Source organism: Pseudomonas sp. 313 (assembly GCF_000316965.1).
In the GTDB taxonomy this organism is placed as follows: domain Bacteria; phylum Pseudomonadota; class Gammaproteobacteria; order Pseudomonadales; family Pseudomonadaceae; genus Chryseomonas; species Chryseomonas benzopyrenica.
The window spans coordinates 117244-136272 of record NZ_ANBZ01000067.1 but is presented as its reverse complement, the minus strand read 5'-3'; the positions used below and the strand labels follow the sequence as shown (position 1 = coordinate 136272).

Genomic DNA, 19029 nt, shown 5'->3' with positions numbered 1-19029 from the left:
ATTGGGCGAAGTCGCCGCCAGTTCGCCTGGCCGACTTCAAAAACCGAGGTTTCGCCAGATGGCGATACACGGCTCCGCTTGGTTCAGGGTGTAGAAGTGCACACCAGGTGCCCCGCCTTCGAGCAGTCGCTCGCAGAGGGCGGTCATGACTTCTTCGCCAAAGGCCTGGATGCTCTGGGTATCGTCACCGTAGGCTTCCAGTTGCTTCCGCAGCCAGCGTGGCAGTTCAGCGCCACAGGCATCGGAGAAGCGTGCCAACTTGCTGTAGTTGGTGATCGGCATGATGCCAGGGATCACCGGGGCTTCGACTCCCAGTTTGCGGACACGTTCCACAAAATGGAAGTAGCAGTCGGCGTTGAAGAAGTACTGGGTGACCGCGCGGTCAGCACCGGCCTCCATCTTGTACACGAAATTGCGCACGTCGTCCGTAAAGCTGCGCGCCTGCGGATGGGTTTCCGGATAGGCGGCGACTTCGATATGGAAGTGATCGCCGGTCTCCTCGCGGATGAAGGCGACCAGATCGCTGGCATAGCGCAATTCGCCACCGCCGGACAGGCCCATGCCGGACGGCAGGTCGCCGCGCAGGGCGACGATGCGGTTGATGCCGGCTTCCTGGTACTGCTGGAGCAACTCGCGCAGCTTGGCCTTGCTGTCGCCGACGCAGGACAGATGCGGCGCAGTCGGTACCCCGACCTCGTCGTTGAGCTGGCGCACGGTGCGATAGGTGCCGTCGCGGGTGGAACCGCCGGCGCCGTAGGTGCAGGAAAAGAACTCCGGCCCGTGGCCAGCCAGCTGCCGCGCCGTGGCGATCAGCTTCTCGTGGCCCGCTTCGGTCTTGCAGGGAAAGAATTCGAAACTCAGACTGGGTTTCACGGCGTCTCTCTCGTGAGCAGCCTCCCGCTCCGGGGAGCGGGAGGCTTGGCCATCAGTAACGGTAGCTGTCGGGCTTGAAGGGGCCTTCCTGGGTCACGCCGATGTACTTGGCCTGAGCCTCGGTCAGGCGGGTCACCACGCCACCGAAGCCCTTGACCATTTCCAGCGCCACCTCTTCGTCGAGCTTCTTGGGCAGGACCATGACGGTGACGTTGGCGGTCTTCTCGGCGACCGGCAGGTCGGCGAACTTCTCCTGGTACAGGTGGATCTGCGCCAGCACCTGGTTGGCGAAGGAACCGTCCATGATGCGGCTGGGATGGCCGGTGGCATTGCCCAGGTTCACCAGACGGCCTTCGGCCAGCAGGATCAGGTAGTCGTCGTTGGTCGGATCGACGGTCAGGCCGGTGCGGTGGATCTTGTGCACCTGCGGCTTCACCTCTTCCCAGCCCCAGTGCTGGCGCATGAAGGCGGTGTCGATCTCGTTGTCGAAGTGACCGATGTTGCACACCAGGGCACGCTTCTTCAGTGCCTTGAGCATGTTGGCGTCACAGACGTTGACGTTGCCGGTAGTGGTGACGATCAGGTCGATCTTGCCCAGCAGGGCGCGATCCACGGAGGCTTCGGTGCCGTCGTTCAGACCGTCGACATAGGGCGAGACCAGCTCGTAGCCGTCCATGCAGGCCTGCATGGCGCAGATCGGGTCGACTTCCGAGACCTTGACGATCATGCCTTCCTGGCGCAGCGAGGCAGCCGAACCCTTGCCCACGTCGCCGTAGCCGATCACCAGCGCCTGCTTGCCGGACAGCAGGTGGTCGGTGGCACGCTTGATGGCGTCGTTGAGGCTGTGGCGGCAGCCGTACTTGTTGTCGTTCTTGCTCTTGGTGACCGAGTCGTTGACGTTGATCGCCGGGACCTTGAGGGAGCCGTCCTTGAGCATGTCCAGCAGGCGGTGCACGCCGGTGGTGGTCTCTTCGGTGATGCCGTGCACGCGTTCCAGCACCTGGGGGTACTTGTCGTGCAGGATCTGGGTCAGGTCACCGCCGTCGTCCAGCACCATGTTGGCGTCCCAGGGCTGGCCATCCTTGAGGATGGTCTGCTCGATGCACCACTCGTATTCGGCTTCGGTCTCGCCCTTCCAGGCGAACACCGGGATGCCGGCGGCGGCGATGGCGGCGGCGGCCTGGTCCTGGGTGGAGAAGATGTTGCAGCTGGACCAGCGCACTTCGGCGCCCAGGGCCACCAGGGTCTCGATGAGCACGGCGGTCTGGATGGTCATGTGGATGCAGCCGAGGATCTTGGCGCCGGCCAGGGGTTGTTCACCGGCGTACTTGCGCCGCAGACCCATCAGGGCGGGCATTTCCGATTCGGCGATGATGACTTCGCGACGACCCCAGTCAGCCAGGGAGATGTCGGCGACCTTGAAATCGTTGAAAGCGGCAGGCGTGAGGACAGCGCTCATTGAAGAGTCTCCATTCGTTAGGTGCGAATGGGCGCCGTTGATGCGTTCTGATAACGCTCCGCTCGAGCCTGACAACGTCTGGCGTCATGCCCGCCGAGGGTCCGCGCCAGCGGCGGGTCGGCTAGGATGGGATAACGCAGCGTGCTGCAGCGCCCCTCGAACGGAAGGCGGAGCGGCCTGGTGGCCGCGATGCGCGGGCAGTATAACGAGGATCGCGATAAACCCAAAGGGTGGCGCTCTGCCTCAGGTCCGGCGGAATCTACCGTGCGCACCCCGATCTGATGCTCAACCCCCCCGGAAATTCAAGGAGCCCTGATGAACTTCCATACCCGCAAGTGGGTGAAACCCGAAGACCTCAACGCCAATGGCACCCTGTTCGGCGGCAGCCTGCTCAAGTGGATCGACGAGGAGGCGGCGATCTACGCCATCGTGCAGCTGGAAAATCCCAAGGTGGTGACCAAGTACATCTCGGAGATCAATTTCATCAGCGCCTCGCGTCAGGGCGACATCATCGAACTGGGCATCACCGCCACCGAGTTCGGCCGGACCTCCATCACCCTGAGATGCGAGGTGCGCAACAAGATCACCCGCAAGAGCATCCTCACCATCGACAAGATCGTCTTCGTCAACCTGGACGAGGAAGGCAATCCGGTGCCCCACGGCAAGACCCGGATCACCTACGTCGAGGACAGGTTCAAGGACTCGCCCTGAGCCCCCCACGGGTCACGTCCAGTCGGCGCCGTTCGGCCCAGTAGAGCAGCAGTTCGCGCAGCTGGGAGAGTTCGATCGGTTTGCCCATGTGGCCGTCCATGCCGGCCTCCTGGGCACGATCCTTGTGCTCGGCGAGGATATGGGCGGTCAGGGCCACCACCGGGGTGCGCGAGCGGTGATTCTGCTGTTCCCAGGCGCGTAGCCGGCGGGTGGCGCCGAAGCCGTCCAGCAAGGGCATCTCGCAGTCCATCAGAATGAGGTCATAGGTGTTCTGCTGGAGCTTTTCGAAGGCCTCCAGGCCGTTGCTCACGGTGTCAGGTTCGACCCCGAGTTTCTTGAGCATGCCGCGGATCACCTTGACCGAGATGCTGTTGTCTTCGGCCACCAGCACGCGGAAGTCGCTGGGAATGCCGCTGGGCTGTTCCTGGGGCTCGGGTTCGCTGACCCGCTGACCACGGCGCGACAGCTCGTCGGCCAGGGTGGCCCTGAGGGTGTAGCCGGCCACCGGCTTGGCCAGCACCCGCTTGATGCCGGCGTTGCGGGCGATGACCTTGCTCGGCGCATTGCTCAGGCCGGTGAGCATGATCAGCAGCAGGTCGTGGTTGAGATTCTCGTCTTCGTTGATGCGCGCGGCGAGCTGCATGCCGGTCATGCCCGGCATCTGCTGATCGAGCAGCACCACGTCGAAGTATTCCCGCAGGTGCGACTGGGTGCGCAGCAGAGCCAGGGCCTCGCGCCCGGAGGCGGCGGTGACCGCCTGCATGCCCCAGGCGCTGCACTGCTGCTGCAGGACCTTGCGGCACAGTTCGTTGTCATCGACCACCAGCACCCGCACGTCCTGCAGCGGATAGTCGCTGTCGCCGCGCGACAGCACCAGGGCCTGGGCCGGGATGGGCAGGCTGATCCAGAAGCTCGACCCCCCCTCGGCGTTGTTCTGGATGCCGAAGTCGCCCTGCATCAACAGCACCAGCTGGCGAGCGATGATCAGGCCGAAATCCAGGCTGTCGGTATCGCCGGTGAGGAAGTCGCGGCTGTTGAGGTGGGTGGACAGCAGCTGGCGACTCAGCGCCGCGTCCAGCGGGGTGCCGCTGTCCTGCACCGAGATGCGCAGGCGCGGCGCCTGACCGGTGGCCTCTTCCAGGGAGATCACCAGCAGGATCTCGCCTTCTTCGGTGCGCTGGAAGGCGTTTTCCAGCAGGTTGAGCAGGATCTGGCGCAGGCGGGTGGGATCGCCGATGAAGCGCCGGGGCACCTGAGGCTGGATGAAGCTGAGCAATTCGACGCGGTGTTCCTCGGCGCGGGGCCGGAAGATGTCCAGGCAGTCGTCGAGCAGGGCATTGAGGTCGAAGGTGACCTCTTCCAGTTCGATCTGGCCGCTTTCCAGGCGGGTGATGTCGATGATCTCGTTGATCAGATTGAGCAGCTCGGCGCCGGCGCTGTGAATGGTCTGCACATAGTCGCGCTGCTTGGCCGACAGGGCGGTGCCCTGCAGCAATTCGGTCATGCCCAGCACGCCGTTCATGGGGGTGCGGATCTCGTGGCTGATGCGCGAGAGGAATTCGGCCTTGCCCTTGAGCTCCGCATGGTTGGCCACGCGATCGCGGGTACGGGTGAAGTGCTCTTCGCGCAGGTAGCGGCGGCGCTCCTCCAGGGCCAGGGTGAGCAGGATGCCGCTGAACATGCAGCTGGCGATCAGGCCGCGGCCCATCCACACCGGGGGGTTGGCATAGCCGGCCAGGATCGGTAGCGCGATCAGCCCGGCCAGGGCCAGCAGGGCGCAGCTCACCACCAGCAGGCGGGCATAGCGGGCGCCCTGGTGCCAGCGCTCCACGGCGATGCCCAGGCAGGCGAGCAGAGCCATGCCGTTGACGGCCATCAACCAGTCGCCGACGTAGATATCGCCCGCGGCGATGCGACCCACCGCGGCCAGGCCGACCACGGCCAGCAGGACTCTGACCAGTTGACGCATCCAGGGTGGCAGGCGCCGCCAGCCAAAGAAGGCGCCGATCAGATTCAGCCCGGCGGCGCTGCAGGCCAGCACCGACAGATCGGTCAGCAAGGGCGCCTGGCCCTTGAAGCTGCCGAGCAGGAACTTGCTCAAGCCGAACAGGTTCAGCGCCACGCCCACCAGCATCACCAGCAGCAGGGTCAGGGCACTGGTAGCACGACTGCGGTGATAGAGCAGCTGGACGCCGTTATACAGCGCCAGCATCGCCAGGCAACCCAGCAGTACGCCGAACATCACCAGGCGGTGAGTGACCTCGGCTTCGGCACTGCTGCTCAGGGTCAGGGCGATCCGCAGCGGCTGGGGCGATTCGAACCTCAGGAAGAGGTCGAGCGGTTCATCGCTGTGCGGAATCGGAAAGACGAAGTCGCGACTGACCTGCTGCGGATTGAGCAGCGGTCGCGACAGGCCATCGCGGATCTCGCTGAGCAGTTGGTCGTCGCGGTAGGCGAAGAAGTCGAGATAGCCCACATTGGGCGAAATGATGCGCAGCAGACGCTGTTGCGTATCGGGCTGGATACGGGTGTGCAGCCAGAGCGCGCCGGTGCCGGCGGGGCGGTGGGCCTTGGCGGCGGTCAGCGGCTTGAAGGCGGACAGGCGGTCGCGGACGTCGTCGAGCGAGAATTCGCCGGTGACGTCCTCATACTGCGCCCAGCCCGCATCCGGCGTGTTCTCGGCCTGTACGGAGTTGGCCACCAGCAGCAACAGCAGCCAGCTGATCACAAAGCCTATGGCGATCCAGAGCCGGTGCACGAGAGTTCCCTTCGCGAATGCGGACGTCGAGTATAGATCAGCTAGTCACGTCTGTTGACGTAACAGTGTAACAGGCTGATCCCTTGGGCGAGCTTCAGTGTCGCTCGCGAGCGATGGCGCGGTAGCCGATGTCGCTGCGGTGGAAGCAGCCATTCCAGGAGATTTCCCGGGCTAGCACAGAGGCGTTCTGCTGGGCGGCGGAGACCGTTTCGCCCAGGGCCGTGGCGCACAGCACCCGACCGCCGGCCGTCACGACCTGACCGTCGCGCAGGCTGGTGCCGGCGTGGAACACCTTGCCCGGCAGGGCCGCGGCAGCTTCGAGACCGGCGATGGCATCACCCTTGGCATAGTCACCTGGATAGCCGCCAGCGGCCAGGACGATGCCCAGGCTCGGGCGCGGATCCCAGCAGGCTTCGATCTTGTCGAGGGCCTCGGCCAGGGCGGCTTCCACCAGCAGCACCAGGCTGGACTGCAGGCGCAGCATCACCGGTTGGGTCTCGGGATCGCCGAAACGGCAGTTGAATTCGATGACCTTGGGCGCACCGCTCTGGTCGATCATCAGACCGGCGTAGAGAAAGCCGGTGTAGACATTGCCTTCGCGGGCCATGCCGGCCACGGTGGGTTCGATGATTTCGCGCATGACCCGGGCGTGGACCTCGGGGGTCACCACCGGCGCCGGGGAGTAGGCGCCCATGCCGCCGGTGTTGGGGCCGCTGTCGCCGTCGCCGACGCGCTTGTGGTCCTGGCTGGTGGCCATGGGCAGCACGTTCTTGCCGTCGACCATGACGATGAAGCTGGCTTCCTCGCCGTCGAGGAATTCCTCGATCACCACCCGCGCCCCGGCATCGCCGAAGGCGTTGCCGGAAAGCATGTCACGCACGGCGTCCTCGGCTTCGGCCAGGGTCATGGCGACGATCACGCCCTTGCCGGCGGCCAGGCCATCGGCCTTGATCACGATGGGCGCACCCTGCGCGCGCAGATAGGCCAGGGCCGGCTCCACCTCGGTGAAGTTGGCATAGGCGGCGGTGGGGATCTGGTGCCGGGCCAGGAAGTCCTTGGTGAAGGCCTTGGAGCCTTCCAGCTGGGCCGCGCCGGCGGTGGGGCCGAAGCAGGGCAGGCCGCGGCGGCGGAACAGATCGACCACCCCGGCTACCAGCGGCGCCTCGGGGCCGACGATGGTCAGCTCGACGTTGGCGGCGGCGAAGTCGGCCAACTGGTCCAGGGCCAGGACGTCGAGGGCGACGTTCTCGCACTTGGCCTCGGTGGCGGTGCCGGCGTTGCCGGGAGCGACGTAGACCTTGGTGACCCGGGTGTCCTGGGCGACCTTCCAGGCCAGGGCGTGTTCGCGACCGCCGCTGCCGATGATGAGTACGTTCATGAAGCTTTCCTCTGGGCGGACCGCACGTGGCCATCCGCCGTTGACGATGGAGTCGACGCCGAAGGCCCGATGCCTTCGGCGGGGCGGGCCTTAGTGACGGAAGTGGCGCATGCCGGTGAAGACCATGGCGATGCCGGCTTCGTCGGCGGCGGCGATGACTTCGGCGTCGCGCATGGAGCCGCCCGGCTGGATCACCGCGGTGATGCCATTGGCCGCGGCGTTGTCGATGCCGTCACGGAAGGGGAAGAAGGCGTCCGAGGCCATGACCGCCCCGGCCACGGCCAGACCGGCGTGTTCGGCCTTGATGGCGGCGATGCGTGCCGAGTTGACGCGGCTCATCTGGCCGGCACCGATACCCACGGTCTGCTGACCCTTGGCGTAGACGATGGCATTGGATTTGACGAATTTGGCCACCTTCCAGGCGAAGATCAGGTCTTGCAGCTCCTGCTCGCTGGGCGCGCGCTGGGTCACCACCTTGAGGTCGTCGGCGGTGATCATGGCGATGTCGCGGCTCTGCACCAGCAGACCGCCGTTGACGCGCTTGAGGTCCAGGCCGGGCTTGCGCTCGGCGGGCCATTCGCCGCATTCCAGCAGGCGGACGTTGGCCTTGGCCGCCACCACCTCGCGGGCCTCGGCGCTGACGCGCGGGGCGATGATCACCTCGACGAATTGACGTTCGACGATGGCGCGGGCGGTCTCGGCGTCCAGTTCGCGGTTGAAGGCGATGATGCCGCCAAAGGCCGACTCGCTGTCGGTGGCATAGGCCAGTTCATAGGCCTGGCGGATGTCGCTGGCCACGGCCACGCCGCAGGGGTTGGCGTGCTTGACGATGACGCAGGCCGGCGCGTCGTAGCTCTTCACGGTTTCCAGGGCGGCGTCGGTGTCGGCGACGTTGTTGAAGGACAGTTCCTTGCCCTGCAGCTGGGTGGCGGTGGCCACGCAGGCTTCGCTGGCGTGCTCGACATAGAAGGCGGCCTGCTGGTGCGGGTTCTCGCCGTATCTCATGTCCTGCGCCTTGATGAACTGGGCGCTGAAGGTGCGCGGGAAGGCGGCGCGGCCTGCGGTGGACAGGGTCTCGGCCTGCTGGTCGATGCTGCCCAGGTAGTTGGCGATCATGCCGTCGTAGGCGGCGGTGTGCTCGAAGGCCTTGAGCGCCAGGTCGAAGCGCTGGGCATAGGTCAGGCCGCCGGCCTTGAGGTCGTCGAGGATGGCCGCGTAGTCGCTGGCATTGACCACGATGGCGACGTCCTTGTGGTTCTTGGCCGCGCTGCGGACCATGGTCGGCCCGCCGATGTCGATGTTCTCGATGGCGTCGGCCAGGCTACAGCCGGGCTTGGCCACGGTGGCGGCGAAGGGGTAGAGATTGACCGCGACCAGGTCGATCGGACGGATGCCGTGTTCGCTCATCACCTCATGGTCGACGCCACGACGACCGAGGATGCCGCCGTGGATCTTGGGATGCAGGGTCTTGACGCGACCGTCCATCATCTCCGGGAAGCCGGTGTAGTCGGCGACTTCCACCGCCGGGATGCCTTCGTCGCGCAAGAGCTTGTAGGTGCCGCCGGTGGACAGGATTTCCACGCCGATGGCCGCGAGTTCACGGGCGAAGTCGACGACGCCCGTCTTGTCGGACACGCTGATCAGCGCACGGCGGACGGGGAGGCGAGAGGTCTGGTCGGTCATGGTCATGTCCATCAGGAGGAAGAAGACCGCCGGTCAAGCCCCCTGGGCCGCCGGCGAGGAGGCGGATCAGAGCAGGTCGTACTGCTTGAGCTTCTTGCGCAGGGTGCCGCGATTGAGCCCGAGCATCTCCGACGCCTTGGTCTGGTTGCCCTTGACGTAATTCATCACGCTTTCGAGCAGGGGTGCTTCCACTTCGCAGAGCACCATGTTGTAGACGTCGGTCACCGGCTGCCCATCGAGGTGGGCGAAGTAATTGCGCAGCGCCTTTTCCACGCTGTCGCGCAGCGTCTGGCCTTCCTGCAGGGGAGCGGTCAGGTGCTGCTTGAGGTCGCCGTTGTCACTCACGGGCGCTGTTCCAGTCAAAGTCTCGGTCATCGAATTCATGCCACCTGCTTCCCGGTCGGGGGCTGCGCGAAGAACGCGCGAATGCTGGCGTGCTGGGCTTGGGTGTCTTGCAGTCGGTTGAACTGGGCGCGCGATTCCGCGGCGCCCGGCCGGTCGGCCAGGTACCAGCCGACGTGCTTGCGGGCGATGCGCACGCCCATTTCCGGGCCGTAGAAGGCGTGCAGGGCGTCGAGGTGCTCCAGCAGGATGGCCTCCACCTCCGCAGCGCTGGGCGCCGCCAGGTGTTCGCCGGTCGCCAGGTAGTGGGCGATCTCGCGGAAGATCCAGGGCCGACCCTGGGCGGCGCGGCCGATCAACAGGCCGTCGCAGCCGGTGTGTTCGAGCACCTTGCGGGCCTTTTCCGGGCTGTCGATGTCGCCGTTGGCGAACACCGGGATGCCGACCGCCTGCTTGATGGCGGCGATGGTGTCGTACTCGGCGGCGCCGAGGAACCGGTCGTCGCGGGTACGGCCATGCACGGCCAGGGCCTGGATGCCGGCCGCCTCGGCCAGCTGCGCGATGCGCAGGCCGTTGCGATTGTCGGGACTCCAGCCGGTGCGGATCTTCAGGGTCACGGGCACGTCCACTGCCGCCACCACGGCGGCGAGGATCTCGGCCACCAGGGCCTCGTCCTTCATCAACGCGGAGCCGGCGGCCTTGTTGCAGACCTTTTTCGCCGGACAGCCCATGTTGATGTCGATGATCTGGGCACCCAGTTCGACATTGCGCTGGGCCGCTTCGGCCAGCATCGCCGGATCGCCGCCGGCGATCTGCACCGAACGCGGTTCCTGCTCGCTGGCGTGGATCAGGCGCAGCCGCGACTTGCGGCTGTCATAGAGCCGCACGTCACTGGTCACCATTTCCGACACGGCCATGCCGGCGCCGAGTGCCAGGCACAGGCGCCGGAAGGGCAGGTCGGTGACCCCGGCCATGGGCGCGAGAATCAGCGGATTGGGCAAGGTATAAGGGCCGATGCGTACCATCGACATATCTTTTTCCCTGGCGAATAGGCGCCTGTTCCGCCTGCGCCGGAAACCGGCCGCGGACAGGGGCTGCTGTGCTTGAAAAGGGTTGGGAATGATACCCGCTCGCCGCCTCGGGATAAAGCGCGAGTTGGCTAGTTTATGAGCAATTCACCCTGGGGCTACTCCGGCGAGAAGAAGCTCAGACTGTAGTTCACCGCCCGCGGGCCGGGGTCGAGAATGTCCAGCGCGATGTGGATCGGCGTCTGCGGCGGCATCTCGTCCTGGCCTTTCAGTTCGCCATTCAGGTATTCGCCCGGCTTGAAACGGCGGCTGGCGAGCAGCTGGCCGTTGAGGTCGGCGAAGCGCAATTCCAGCATCGGAAAGGGCTGCGAGAAGGGCGCCCGGTTGTAGAGGATGGCATCGACGCGCAGGGCGCCGGAGAATTGCGGATGGCTGCGCACTACCAGGTTGCTGCTGCGGATCTGCTGGACATCGACCTTGGACGGCACCTTGCAGCCCAGGCTGGCACAGGCCTGGACGAACAGCGGGCGATAGCTGTCCTGCCGTGCGAGTTCGTCGAAGTGGTAATAGACGTACTGGCCGGCCAGGCCGAGCAGTGCCAGCAGGCAGAGCAGTAGCCACAGCAGGCGGCGCCCCCAGTGTGGGCGCTGCTGGTGACTGTCCAGTTGCAGCGGTTCGTCGTGCAGGTCCAGCAGCGGATCGTCCTGCCATTCCGGCTCGCTGCGCAGGACGCCCGCGGACTTGGCCGCCGGCGCCTCGTCGTCGCGGTCGCGGTCGGCGCTGAGAGGTTCGGCTGCGGGCTCCTGCCAGTCGTCGAGGCGGCCCAGGCCGGGTTCGGCGCGTTCGTCTTCGTCGGCCTCGACCCGGCCGAGTGCCGGCTCCTGGCGCTCGGCCGGGGCGGCGGTGAGGGGCGCGGGCGGCGTGGCCGGGGCCGGTTTCAATGGGGTGCGCAGGGCCGTGAGCGGGGCCGCCGGCGCGACGGCAGGCAAGGGGCTGATGGCCGGCTCGGGCTCGGGTTCCGATGCGAATGCAGGTTCCGGCGCAAGCGCTGGTTCCGGTTCGGCGGCGGTGAGGGGCACAGACAGCGGTTCGGGCTCGAACGCCACTTCGGGCTCGGTCGGCAGGCGCAGGGATTCCGGCTCGGGTTCGCGTGCGGCGGATAGGGCGCCAAGCGAAGGCAGCGCGAAGGCCTCCTCGTCTTCCTGGAGGCGGCGGGCAGCCAGGCCTTGGGCCGGTGCCGGTTCTTCCCGCGGCGTGGTGACGGCAGGCGGCGCGGCGATGGCGGGAGGCGCAGTCGGCGCGCGGCGCTGTTCTTCCAGGGCGCCCAGGCGAGCAACCTCGGCGTCCAATTCCAGATGGCTCAGGTCCAGTTCGTCATGGGGCCAGGCCGCTTCACTGGGCGTCGGCGCCGGCATGGGCGGCGCGGGCACGGGTTCCGGTGCCGTCAAAGGCGCGGCCTGATTGCTGGCGTTGAACACTTCCAGGCAGACGCCACAGCGTACGTCGCCATCCGCGGCGGCCAGGTGTTCCTGGGTGACGCGGAAGCGGGTATGGCAATGCGGACACTGGGCGACGAGGGATTCGGTCATGGCGAGGCGACAGCCAGGGAATTTAAGCGCGCTAGTGTACCCGAAGGCCCAGGCGAAAGAAGGGGCTCCACCGGGCCGCCGGGTAAGCGGCCTGGTGGAACCTTGGCCGATCAGCGGCGGCGGGTCCCGCTGATGCGCACCCAGCCGTCCAGGGTGGCGGTGGGCTCCAGGTCGAAGCAGCCGGCGTAGGCGGCGCGCACGTCCTCGGCCTGCTCGGCGAGGATGCCGGAAAGCGCCAGGCGCCCACCGATGCGGGTCAGGCGGGTGATTTGCTCGGCCAGGCCGACCAGCGGACCGGCAAGGATGTTGGCCACCACCACGTCGGCCGGCTCGTCTGGCAGATCGGCGGGCAGATAGAGCGGAAAGCGTGCCGGGTCGATGCCGTTGCGATTGGCGTTCTCCCGCGAGGCTTCCAGGGCCTGGACGTCGATGTCGGTGCCCACGGCGCGCTCGGCGCCCAGCAGCAGGGCGGCGATGGCGAGGATGCCCGAGCCGCAGCCGAAATCCAGCACCTGCCGACCTGCGACCGGTTCGCCGTCCAGCCATTGCAGGCACAGCGAGGTGGTGGGATGGGTGCCGGTACCGAAGGCCAGGCCCGGATCCAGCAGCAGATTGACCGCCTCGGGTTCCGGGGCCTCGTGCCAGCTGGGCACGATCCACAGCCGCTGGCCGAAGCGCATGGGCTGAAAGTTGTCCATCCAGCTGCGCTCCCACTCCTGGTCTTCCAGGCGCTCCACCTCGTAGGTCAGGCCGTTGGCCAGCAGCTGCACGCGCTGTTCCAGAGCCGCGGCGTCGGTGTCGCCTTCGAACAGCGCCAGCAGGTGGGTCTGGGACCACAGCGGGGTGGTGCCCAGATCCGGCTCGAAGATCGGCTGGTCTTCGGCGTCCATGAAGGTCACCGAGACCGCGCCCAATTCGAGCATGAGGTCTTCGTAGGTTTCCGCCTGGGCGGGGGTGAGGGCGAGGCGGACTTGCAGCCAGGACATGGTGGGCTACCTGAATCGGGTCAAAGCGGGGAGGGTAAATGAAAACGGGCTGCCCGAGGGCAGCCCGTTTACTAGGTAAGAAGCCGACGGGGCGAGCGAGCTAGGTCAGGCAAGGCGGAAATCGCCGAGGAAGCGCAGTTTACATAGAGTAAATGAGCATTCCGAGGCGGTTTCCAACGCAGCCTGGCCGACGCGCAGCCGTCACGCTAGTTAGTGGCGCATGCCGAGCTTCTTCTCCAGATAGTGGATGTTCACCGCGCCCTGGCCGAAGGCCTGGTCGCGGGTCAGCATCCGGTGCAGATCGGCGTTGGTCTTGATGCCGTCGACGATCAGCTCGTCCAGGGCGTTGCGCATCCGGGCCATGGCCTCGTCGCGGGTCTTGCCCCAGGTGATCAGCTTGGCGATCAGCGAATCGTAGTTCGGCGGAACCTTGTAGCCGCTGTACAGGTGCGAATCGACCCGCACGCCGTTGCCGCCCGGGGCATGGAAATGCTTGACCAGGCCCGGGGAGGGCATAAAGGTCTTGGGGTCTTCGGCGTTGATCCGGCACTCGATGGCGTGACCGGTGATCTTGATGTCTTCCTGCTTGATCGACAGTTTGTTGCCAGCGGCGATGCTGAGCATCTCCTTGACGATGTCGACACCAGTGATCATCTCGGTCACCGGATGCTCCACCTGCACGCGGGTGTTCATCTCGATGAAGTAGAAGCGGCCGTCTTCGTAGAGGAATTCGAAGGTGCCGGCGCCCCGGTAGCCGATGTCGATGCAGGCCTTGACGCAGCGCGCCAGGACTTCTTCACGGGCCTTTTCGTCGATCTGGGGCGCAGGCGCCTCTTCGATGACCTTCTGATGGCGGCGCTGCAGCGAGCAGTCGCGATCGTAGAGGTGCACGGCATTGCCCTGGCCATCGGAGAGCACCTGGACTTCCACGTGACGCGGATTGCCGAGGAACTTCTCCATGTAGACCATGGAGTTGCCAAAGGCGGCGCCGGCCTCGGTCTGGGTCAGCTTGATCGACTTGATCAGCTCGGCTTCGTCCTCCACCACGCGCATGCCACGACCACCACCGCCACCGGCGGCCTTGATGATCACCGGATAGCCGACTTCGCGGCCGATGCGCAGGCACTCGGCCTCGTCATCCGGCAGGGCGCCATCGGAGCCCGGTACGGTGGGTACGCCGGCCTGCTTCATGGCGTTCTTGGCGGAGACCTTGTCGCCCATCAGGCGAATCACGCTGGCGGTGGGGCCGACGAAGGCGAAACCGGACTGCTCCGCCTGCTCGGCGAAGTCGGCGTTCTCGGCGAGAAAGCCGTAGCCGGGATGGATGGCGGTGGCACCGGTGACTTCCGCGGCGCTGATGATGGCCGGGATGTTCAGGTAGGACAGGGGCGAGGGGGCCGGGCCGATGCACACCGATTCGTCGGCGAGGGACAGATGCATCAGTTCGCGGTCGGCGGTGGAATGAACCGCCACCGTCTTGATGCCCAGCTCCTTGCAGGCACGCACCACGCGCAGGGCGATTTCCCCGCGGTTGGCGATCAGGACTTTTTCCAGCATCGTGGGCTCCACGGGCTTAGACAATGGTGAACAGCGGCTGGTCGAATTCGACGGGCTGACCGTTCTCGACCAGCACCTGGCCGATGGTACCGCTGGCTTCGGCTTCGATGTGGTTCATCATCTTCATGGCTTCGACGATGCACAGGATGTCGCCTTTCTTCACCTGCTGGCCGACTTCGACGAAGGCCGGGGTGGTGGGCGAGGACGCGCGGTAGAAGGTGCCGACCATGGGCGAGCGAGCCACGTTACCGGTCAGTTGCGGAGCGGCGGCTTCGGCAGGAGCGGCGGCGGCCGGCGCAGCGGCCGGAGCCGGAGCGGCGACCGGCGCGGGGGCAGCGGCGTAGACGGTCTGCATGCCTTGGTTGCGGCCGGTGTTGCGGCTGATGCGGACGGACTCTTCGCCTTCGCGGATTTCCAGCTCGTCGATACCGGACTCTTCCAGCAACTCGATCAGTTTCTTGACTTTACGGATGTCCATTGGCGTTGGCTCTCCCCTCGGGTTCAGGTGATGTTCTGGATATTGAGTCGCGCTCAGCCGCGGGCGGCGAGCTGTTCGCAGGCGGCTTCCAGGGCCAGGCGATAGCCACTGGCACCGAGCCCACAGATGACACCGACCGCCACGTCGGAAAAATAGGAGTGGTGGCGGAAGGCTTCGCGCTTGTGCACATTCGACAGGTGCACTTCGATGAATGGGATGCTCACCGCGAGCAAGGCGTCACGTAGCGCGACGCTGGTATGGGTGAAGGCGGCCGGATTGATCAGGATGAAGTCCACCCCTTCGTCGCGCGCGGCGTGGATGCGTTCGATCAGCAGGTGTTCGGCATTGCTTTGCAGAGACTGCAGGCGATGCCCCGCCGCGGTGGCACGGGCTTCGAGATCGGCATTGATCTGGGCCAGGGTGGTGGCACCGTAGACGCCCGGCTCGCGGGTGCCCAGCAGATTCAGGTTGGGCCCGTGCAGTACCAGCAGATGCGCCATAGCCACTTGCCTCGCGATTTCGCAACCAGATTGGCCGCGGACTATGCCGCAACCAGAGGTGACTGTCCAGTCGCTAGACGTTTGCCGGAAATAGCCGCACGTTGGGCGAAATTCTTTTAATCGCTGGCGATAAGCCTTTTTGCTTCGCCCAGTCGGGCGAGAAAGCCCGCGGCGTCGATTTCGCCGACGATGCGTCCCTTTGCCTGTTCCTGGCCGTTGGCCGCATAGAACAGGATCGCCGGCGGGCCGAACAGGCCGTGCTGCTGCAGCCACTGCCGCTGTTCCCGGGTGCTTTGCGTCATATCGAAGCGGATCAGCTCGAAGTCCTTGAGTTGTGCCTGGACTTCGGGGTTGCCGAATACCTCGCGCTCGATGATCTTGCAGCTGATGCACCAGTCGGCGTAGACGTCTACCAGCACCGGTCGACCGCCGCCGAGACTGCTGGTTAGAGCAGCCGGATCGCTGAGGCTGCGCATGCCGTCGGGGTGCGCAGCCACTCCAGGCGCCGTCGAGTCACCCAGGGGCCGCAGCGGATCGCTGGCGCCGTGCAGGGCACCGATACCCGCCGCCACGCCATAGACCACCAGGGCCAGCCCGGCCAGTTGCAGCAGGCGCTGACGGGGCGGCTTGGGCACCCATTCCAGGGCCCCGAGAAACAACCCGACGCCGGCCGCCAGCAGGCCCCAGGCGGCCAAGGCCAGTGGTCCTGGCAACAGCCGTTCGAGCAGCCACAGGGCCACCGCCAGCAGCAGCACGCCAAAGGCGTTGCGCATGCCCACCAGCCAGGCGCCGCTGCGTGGCAGCAGGGCGCCGCCACCGGCGGCGATGAGGACCAGCGGGGTACCCATGCCCAGGCCCAGGGCGAACAGGGCGAGTCCGCCGCCAAGCCAGTCGGCGGTGCTGCTGATGTAGAGCAGCAGGCCCGCCAGGGGCGCCGAGACGCAGGGCGAGACGATCAGGCTGGAGAGCACGCCCAGGGTGGCCGCGCCGCCGAGGGAGCCGCCGCGGGTGCTGCTGGCCAGCTGTTCCAGGCGCTCGCGCAGGGCCGCCGGCAGGCGCAGTTCGAAAAGGCCGAACATGGCCAGGGCGAACAGCAGGAACAGCGCGGCGAAGGGAATCAGCACCCAGGCCGACTGCAGTTGCGCCTGCAGATTGAGACTGGCGCCAAAGACGCCCATGAGCGCGCCCAAGGCCGCGAAGCTCAGAGCCATGGGCACCACGTAGGCCAACGCCAGCAGCAGGCCACGACCCGGACGCGCCTTGCCGGCCAGCACCACCGCCGAGACGATGGGCAGCATCGGCAGGACGCAGGGGGTGAAGGTCAGCCCCAGCCCGGCGAGGAAGGCCAGCAGGAGTCTGTTCCAGCCGACCTGATCGGGGGCAGGGGCGCTGGCCGCCGGGCTCGCCGTGGGCAAGGCCGCGGAGCTGGCGATATCCAGGATGCGGGTTTCCGGTGGATAGCAGAGACCTCGGTCGGCGCAACCCTGGTAGGTGACCGTGATCCGACCGCCGCGGCCGGGCGCGAGGGGCAGGGGGATGTCGACGCCGGCGTGATAGACCTGGACATCGCCGAACCATTCATCGTGCTTGGGCTCGCCGGGCGGCAGGGCAACCGGCGCGGTGAGCAGACCAGGGTCGGCGTCGAAGGCGAAGCGTTGCCGATAGAGGTAGTAGCCCTCGGCGATGGTGAAGCGCAGCTGGGGGCGGCCTTCGGCGTCGCGGCGCTGCTCCAGGCGAAAGGCCTGATCCACCGGCAGGAATTGCTGACTGGGGCGCTGACCGTCCAGGCCCAGCGCGGCGCTCGGGCGCGGCGCATCGAACAGGCCGGCGGTGGCGGGCAGGGTCAGCAGCAGGGTGAGCAGGAACAGCAGGACACGCATGGGCTTCTCGGCGATCGGCAGCGGCCGATCATAGCAGAGGCATCTGGCTGGTCAGTCCTGGCCGTACTGGCGCACGCAATTGCGCCCCGCATGCTTGGCGGCATAGAGGGCTTCGTCCGCCTGCTTGGCCAAAGCGGGCATCTCCTGGCCGGGCTGCAGCTGCGCCACGCCGGCGCTGAAGGTGCAGCTGAGTTCCTTGGGCGGCGCCGGATAGTGGATCTCGGCGAAGCGCTGGCGGATCTCGTCGATCAGGCGGGTGGCGGTGGCCAGGTCGGTGTCGGGCAGCACGATGGCGAATTCCTCGCCGCCATAACGGCCGATGTGGTCGGACTTGCGCAGGCGCTGCTTGAGGAACAGCGCCAGGCTCTTGATCACCCGATCGCCCATGGGATGGCCGTAGTGGTCGTTGACCTGCTTGAAGTGGTCGATGTCCAGCATGGCGAAGGTGATCGGCCGCTGGCTGCGCCGGGCGCGGAAGCAGGCGTCTTCCAGCAGCTGCAGGGTGTGGGTGTGGTTGTACAGGCCAGTGAGGCTGTCCTGGACGATGCGCGCCTGAAGGCTGCGCGCCCGGGCCGCGCGGGTACGCACCGTGGCGATCAGGTGGCGCGGCTTGATCGGCTTGGTGAGGAAGTCGTCACCGCCTTCGCTCATGGCGTCCAGCTGCTTGTCGAGGTCGTCCTCGGCCGACAGGTAGATGATGGGCACGCTGACATAGCGCTCGTGCTGGCGGATGACCTTGGCCAGCTCGGTGCCGGTGCACTCGGGCATGTACATGTCGAGGATGATCAGGTCGGGCACGAATTCGGCCAGGTGCGCCATCACCGCGCCGGGTTGCATCAGGGTGCGGGTGACGATGCCGGCGCTGTTGAGCGCCATTTCCGTGGCCATGGCCTGGGCCCGGGAGTCGTCCACCACCAGGGCGCGGATCGGGTCGTAGTAGACGGTGCGGGTGAGGGTCTCGATCTTTTCCAGCAGCCGCGCCGAATCCAGGGTGCCGGTGTAGAACTCCTGGCCACCGGCGCGCACCGCGGCCAGGCGAAAGGGGGTGTCGGCTTCCTGGTGGCTGTAGAACAGCACCGGCAGCTTGCGCTCCAGACCGGTCTGGGCCTCCAGCGCCAGCTGGATGCCGGCACCCGCGCCGCCGAAGTCCACGTCCATGACGATGACCGCCGGGTGCCGGCTGTCCATCATCGCGCGGAAGTCGTCGGCGCCGTGGATGATCTGGATGGTGACGCCGAAGTATTCCATCTGCTGCGCCAGGCGCTCGGCGCGCTCGGTGTCGAGCAGGGCGATGTAGATCGGCTTGCGCAGCGGCGGCAGGCTGGTGGTTTCCAGCTGGTCGCCCTGGCGCAGTCCGGTGCGCGACAGGCTCTGCATGGCCAGGCTGAGTTCGGTGATGGCCTGGCTGTTGAGGCGGCCGCGATTGGCGGCGACCTGGGCCAGGGAGGCGCCGATGGCCTCGGCGAGCTCGGCATGGCCCTGCTGCTCGAAGCGCTTGGCGTATTGCAGCAGGCGCGCGTTGGCGTCGGTCAGCTCGACCAGGCTGCCGGCCGTCCACTCGTCTCGTTGCAGCCGTTGCCAGATCTCCAGCACCTGGCGCGACTGGTGGATGACCCGTTGCGCGAAGTGCAGCTTGAGGCGGTCCCGGCTCGGATCATCTGGTTCGCTCACGAATTGTTCCGTCATTCTTGAGGTGGTGGCCCTATGCTACCAATTGCTGGCGGGCAGGGGAGAGGCGGTACCCTGGTTAGCGGCGGCTATGCCGCTCGCATGGACACTGTCGGTCGCTTCTGGAGTAGCGTTTGTC

At 66.4% G+C, this 19029-nt stretch carries 15 protein-coding genes and 1 riboswitch; of the genes, 1 reads left to right on the top strand and 14 read right to left on the bottom strand.

The genetic code is table 11. From position 1 onward, the window contains the following. Positions 1-36: 36 nt before the first annotated feature. Together metF and ahcY are read right to left on the bottom strand one after the other, a co-directional pair. Entirely contained in the window at positions 37-873 is an 837-nt protein-coding gene (metF, locus tag C722_RS0113870; RefSeq protein WP_017641067.1) for a methylenetetrahydrofolate reductase [NAD(P)H], read from the bottom strand. Positions 874-925: 52 nt separating this feature from the next. Then, complete coding sequence (ahcY, locus tag C722_RS0113865; RefSeq protein ID WP_017641066.1) at positions 926-2332, bottom strand: adenosylhomocysteinase; 1407 nt, start codon at positions 2330-2332, stop codon at positions 926-928. A gap of 22 nt (positions 2333-2354) precedes the next feature. Beyond that, positions 2355-2496, bottom strand: a riboswitch (S-adenosyl-L-homocysteine riboswitch). A 151-nt stretch (positions 2497-2647) separates the two neighbouring features. On the opposite strand from ahcY, the gene C722_RS0113860 reads away from it, so the two are divergent. Continuing rightward, complete coding sequence (locus C722_RS0113860; protein WP_017641065.1) at positions 2648-3043, top strand: acyl-CoA thioesterase; 396 nt, start codon at positions 2648-2650, stop codon at positions 3041-3043. Here C722_RS0113860 and C722_RS0113855 read toward each other — a convergent pair. The 12 genes from C722_RS0113855 to C722_RS0113800 form a co-directional block, all read right to left on the bottom strand. Beyond that, a complete protein-coding gene (locus C722_RS0113855) occupies positions 3027-5801 on the bottom strand; it encodes a hybrid sensor histidine kinase/response regulator (RefSeq protein WP_017641064.1) in 2775 nt (924 codons plus the stop codon). The genes C722_RS0113860 and C722_RS0113855 overlap by 17 nt on opposite strands. Before the next feature lie 94 nt (positions 5802-5895). Next, entirely contained in the window at positions 5896-7179 is a 1284-nt protein-coding gene (gene purD, locus C722_RS0113850; RefSeq protein WP_017641063.1) for a phosphoribosylamine--glycine ligase, read from the bottom strand. A gap of 90 nt (positions 7180-7269) precedes the next feature. Further along, the gene (gene purH, locus C722_RS0113845) at positions 7270-8862 is read right to left on the bottom strand and encodes a bifunctional phosphoribosylaminoimidazolecarboxamide formyltransferase/IMP cyclohydrolase (protein WP_017641062.1); all 1593 of its coding nucleotides are present in this window, start codon (positions 8860-8862) and stop codon (positions 7270-7272) included. 66 nt (positions 8863-8928) lie between these two features. Continuing rightward, on the bottom strand, positions 8929-9246 hold the full coding sequence (gene fis, locus C722_RS0113840; RefSeq protein ID WP_026083845.1) for a DNA-binding transcriptional regulator Fis: 318 nt from the start codon (positions 9244-9246) through the stop codon (positions 8929-8931). Beyond that, positions 9243-10235, bottom strand: a complete 993-nt coding sequence (gene dusB / locus C722_RS0113835) for a tRNA dihydrouridine synthase DusB (RefSeq protein ID WP_026083844.1) — start codon at positions 10233-10235, stop codon at positions 9243-9245. Before dusB ends, fis begins: the two co-directional genes overlap by 4 nt. 155 nt (positions 10236-10390) lie before the next feature. Then, on the bottom strand, positions 10391-11821 hold the full coding sequence (locus tag C722_RS0113830) for a DUF3426 domain-containing protein (RefSeq protein ID WP_017641060.1): 1431 nt from the start codon (positions 11819-11821) through the stop codon (positions 10391-10393). Between the two features lie 110 nt (positions 11822-11931). Beyond that, the gene (gene prmA / locus C722_RS0113825; RefSeq protein WP_017641059.1) at positions 11932-12807 is read right to left on the bottom strand and encodes a 50S ribosomal protein L11 methyltransferase; all 876 of its coding nucleotides are present in this window, start codon (positions 12805-12807) and stop codon (positions 11932-11934) included. Between the two features lie 210 nt (positions 12808-13017). After that, the gene (gene accC / locus C722_RS0113820) at positions 13018-14364 is read right to left on the bottom strand and encodes an acetyl-CoA carboxylase biotin carboxylase subunit (RefSeq protein WP_017641058.1); all 1347 of its coding nucleotides are present in this window, start codon (positions 14362-14364) and stop codon (positions 13018-13020) included. A 16-nt stretch (positions 14365-14380) separates the two neighbouring features. Beyond that, the gene (gene accB, locus C722_RS0113815; protein ID WP_017641057.1) at positions 14381-14842 is read right to left on the bottom strand and encodes an acetyl-CoA carboxylase biotin carboxyl carrier protein; all 462 of its coding nucleotides are present in this window, start codon (positions 14840-14842) and stop codon (positions 14381-14383) included. A gap of 53 nt (positions 14843-14895) precedes the next feature. Continuing rightward, the gene (aroQ, locus tag C722_RS0113810) at positions 14896-15342 is read right to left on the bottom strand and encodes a type II 3-dehydroquinate dehydratase (protein ID WP_017641056.1); all 447 of its coding nucleotides are present in this window, start codon (positions 15340-15342) and stop codon (positions 14896-14898) included. A gap of 116 nt (positions 15343-15458) precedes the next feature. Beyond that, complete coding sequence (gene dsbD, locus C722_RS0113805) at positions 15459-17222, bottom strand: protein-disulfide reductase DsbD (RefSeq protein ID WP_017641055.1); 1764 nt, start codon at positions 17220-17222, stop codon at positions 15459-15461. A 51-nt stretch (positions 17223-17273) separates the two neighbouring features. Next, positions 17274-18893 (bottom strand): PleD family two-component system response regulator, encoded by a 1620-nt coding sequence (locus C722_RS0113800; RefSeq protein ID WP_017641054.1) that lies wholly within the window; start codon positions 18891-18893, stop codon positions 17274-17276. Positions 18894-19029 lie beyond the last annotated feature (136 nt).

Excerpts from the sequence above, each read along its gene's own strand:
- C722_RS0113860 (WP_017641065.1), top strand. The coding sequence starts at position 2,648 with ATGAACTTCCATACCCGCAAGTGGGTGAAACCCGAAGACCTCAACGCC.
- aroQ (WP_017641056.1), bottom strand. The coding sequence starts at position 15,342 with ATGGCGCATCTGCTGGTACTGCACGGGCCCAACCTGAATCTGCTGGGC.
- fis (WP_026083845.1), bottom strand. The coding sequence starts at position 9,246 with ATGAATTCGATGACCGAGACTTTGACTGGAACAGCGCCCGTGAGTGAC.
- dsbD (WP_017641055.1), bottom strand. The coding sequence starts at position 17,222 with ATGCGTGTCCTGCTGTTCCTGCTCACCCTGCTGCTGACCCTGCCCGCC.
- prmA (WP_017641059.1), bottom strand. The coding sequence starts at position 12,807 with ATGTCCTGGCTGCAAGTCCGCCTCGCCCTCACCCCCGCCCAGGCGGAA.
- purH (WP_017641062.1), bottom strand. The coding sequence starts at position 8,862 with ATGACCGACCAGACCTCTCGCCTCCCCGTCCGCCGTGCGCTGATCAGC.
- C722_RS0113830 (WP_017641060.1), bottom strand. The coding sequence starts at position 11,821 with ATGACCGAATCCCTCGTCGCCCAGTGTCCGCATTGCCATACCCGCTTC.
- accC (WP_017641058.1), bottom strand. The coding sequence starts at position 14,364 with ATGCTGGAAAAAGTCCTGATCGCCAACCGCGGGGAAATCGCCCTGCGC.
- purD (WP_017641063.1), bottom strand. The coding sequence starts at position 7,179 with ATGAACGTACTCATCATCGGCAGCGGCGGTCGCGAACACGCCCTGGCC.
- ahcY (WP_017641066.1), bottom strand. The coding sequence starts at position 2,332 with ATGAGCGCTGTCCTCACGCCTGCCGCTTTCAACGATTTCAAGGTCGCC.
- dusB (WP_026083844.1), bottom strand. The coding sequence starts at position 10,235 with ATGTCGATGGTACGCATCGGCCCTTATACCTTGCCCAATCCGCTGATT.
- accB (WP_017641057.1), bottom strand. The coding sequence starts at position 14,842 with ATGGACATCCGTAAAGTCAAGAAACTGATCGAGTTGCTGGAAGAGTCC.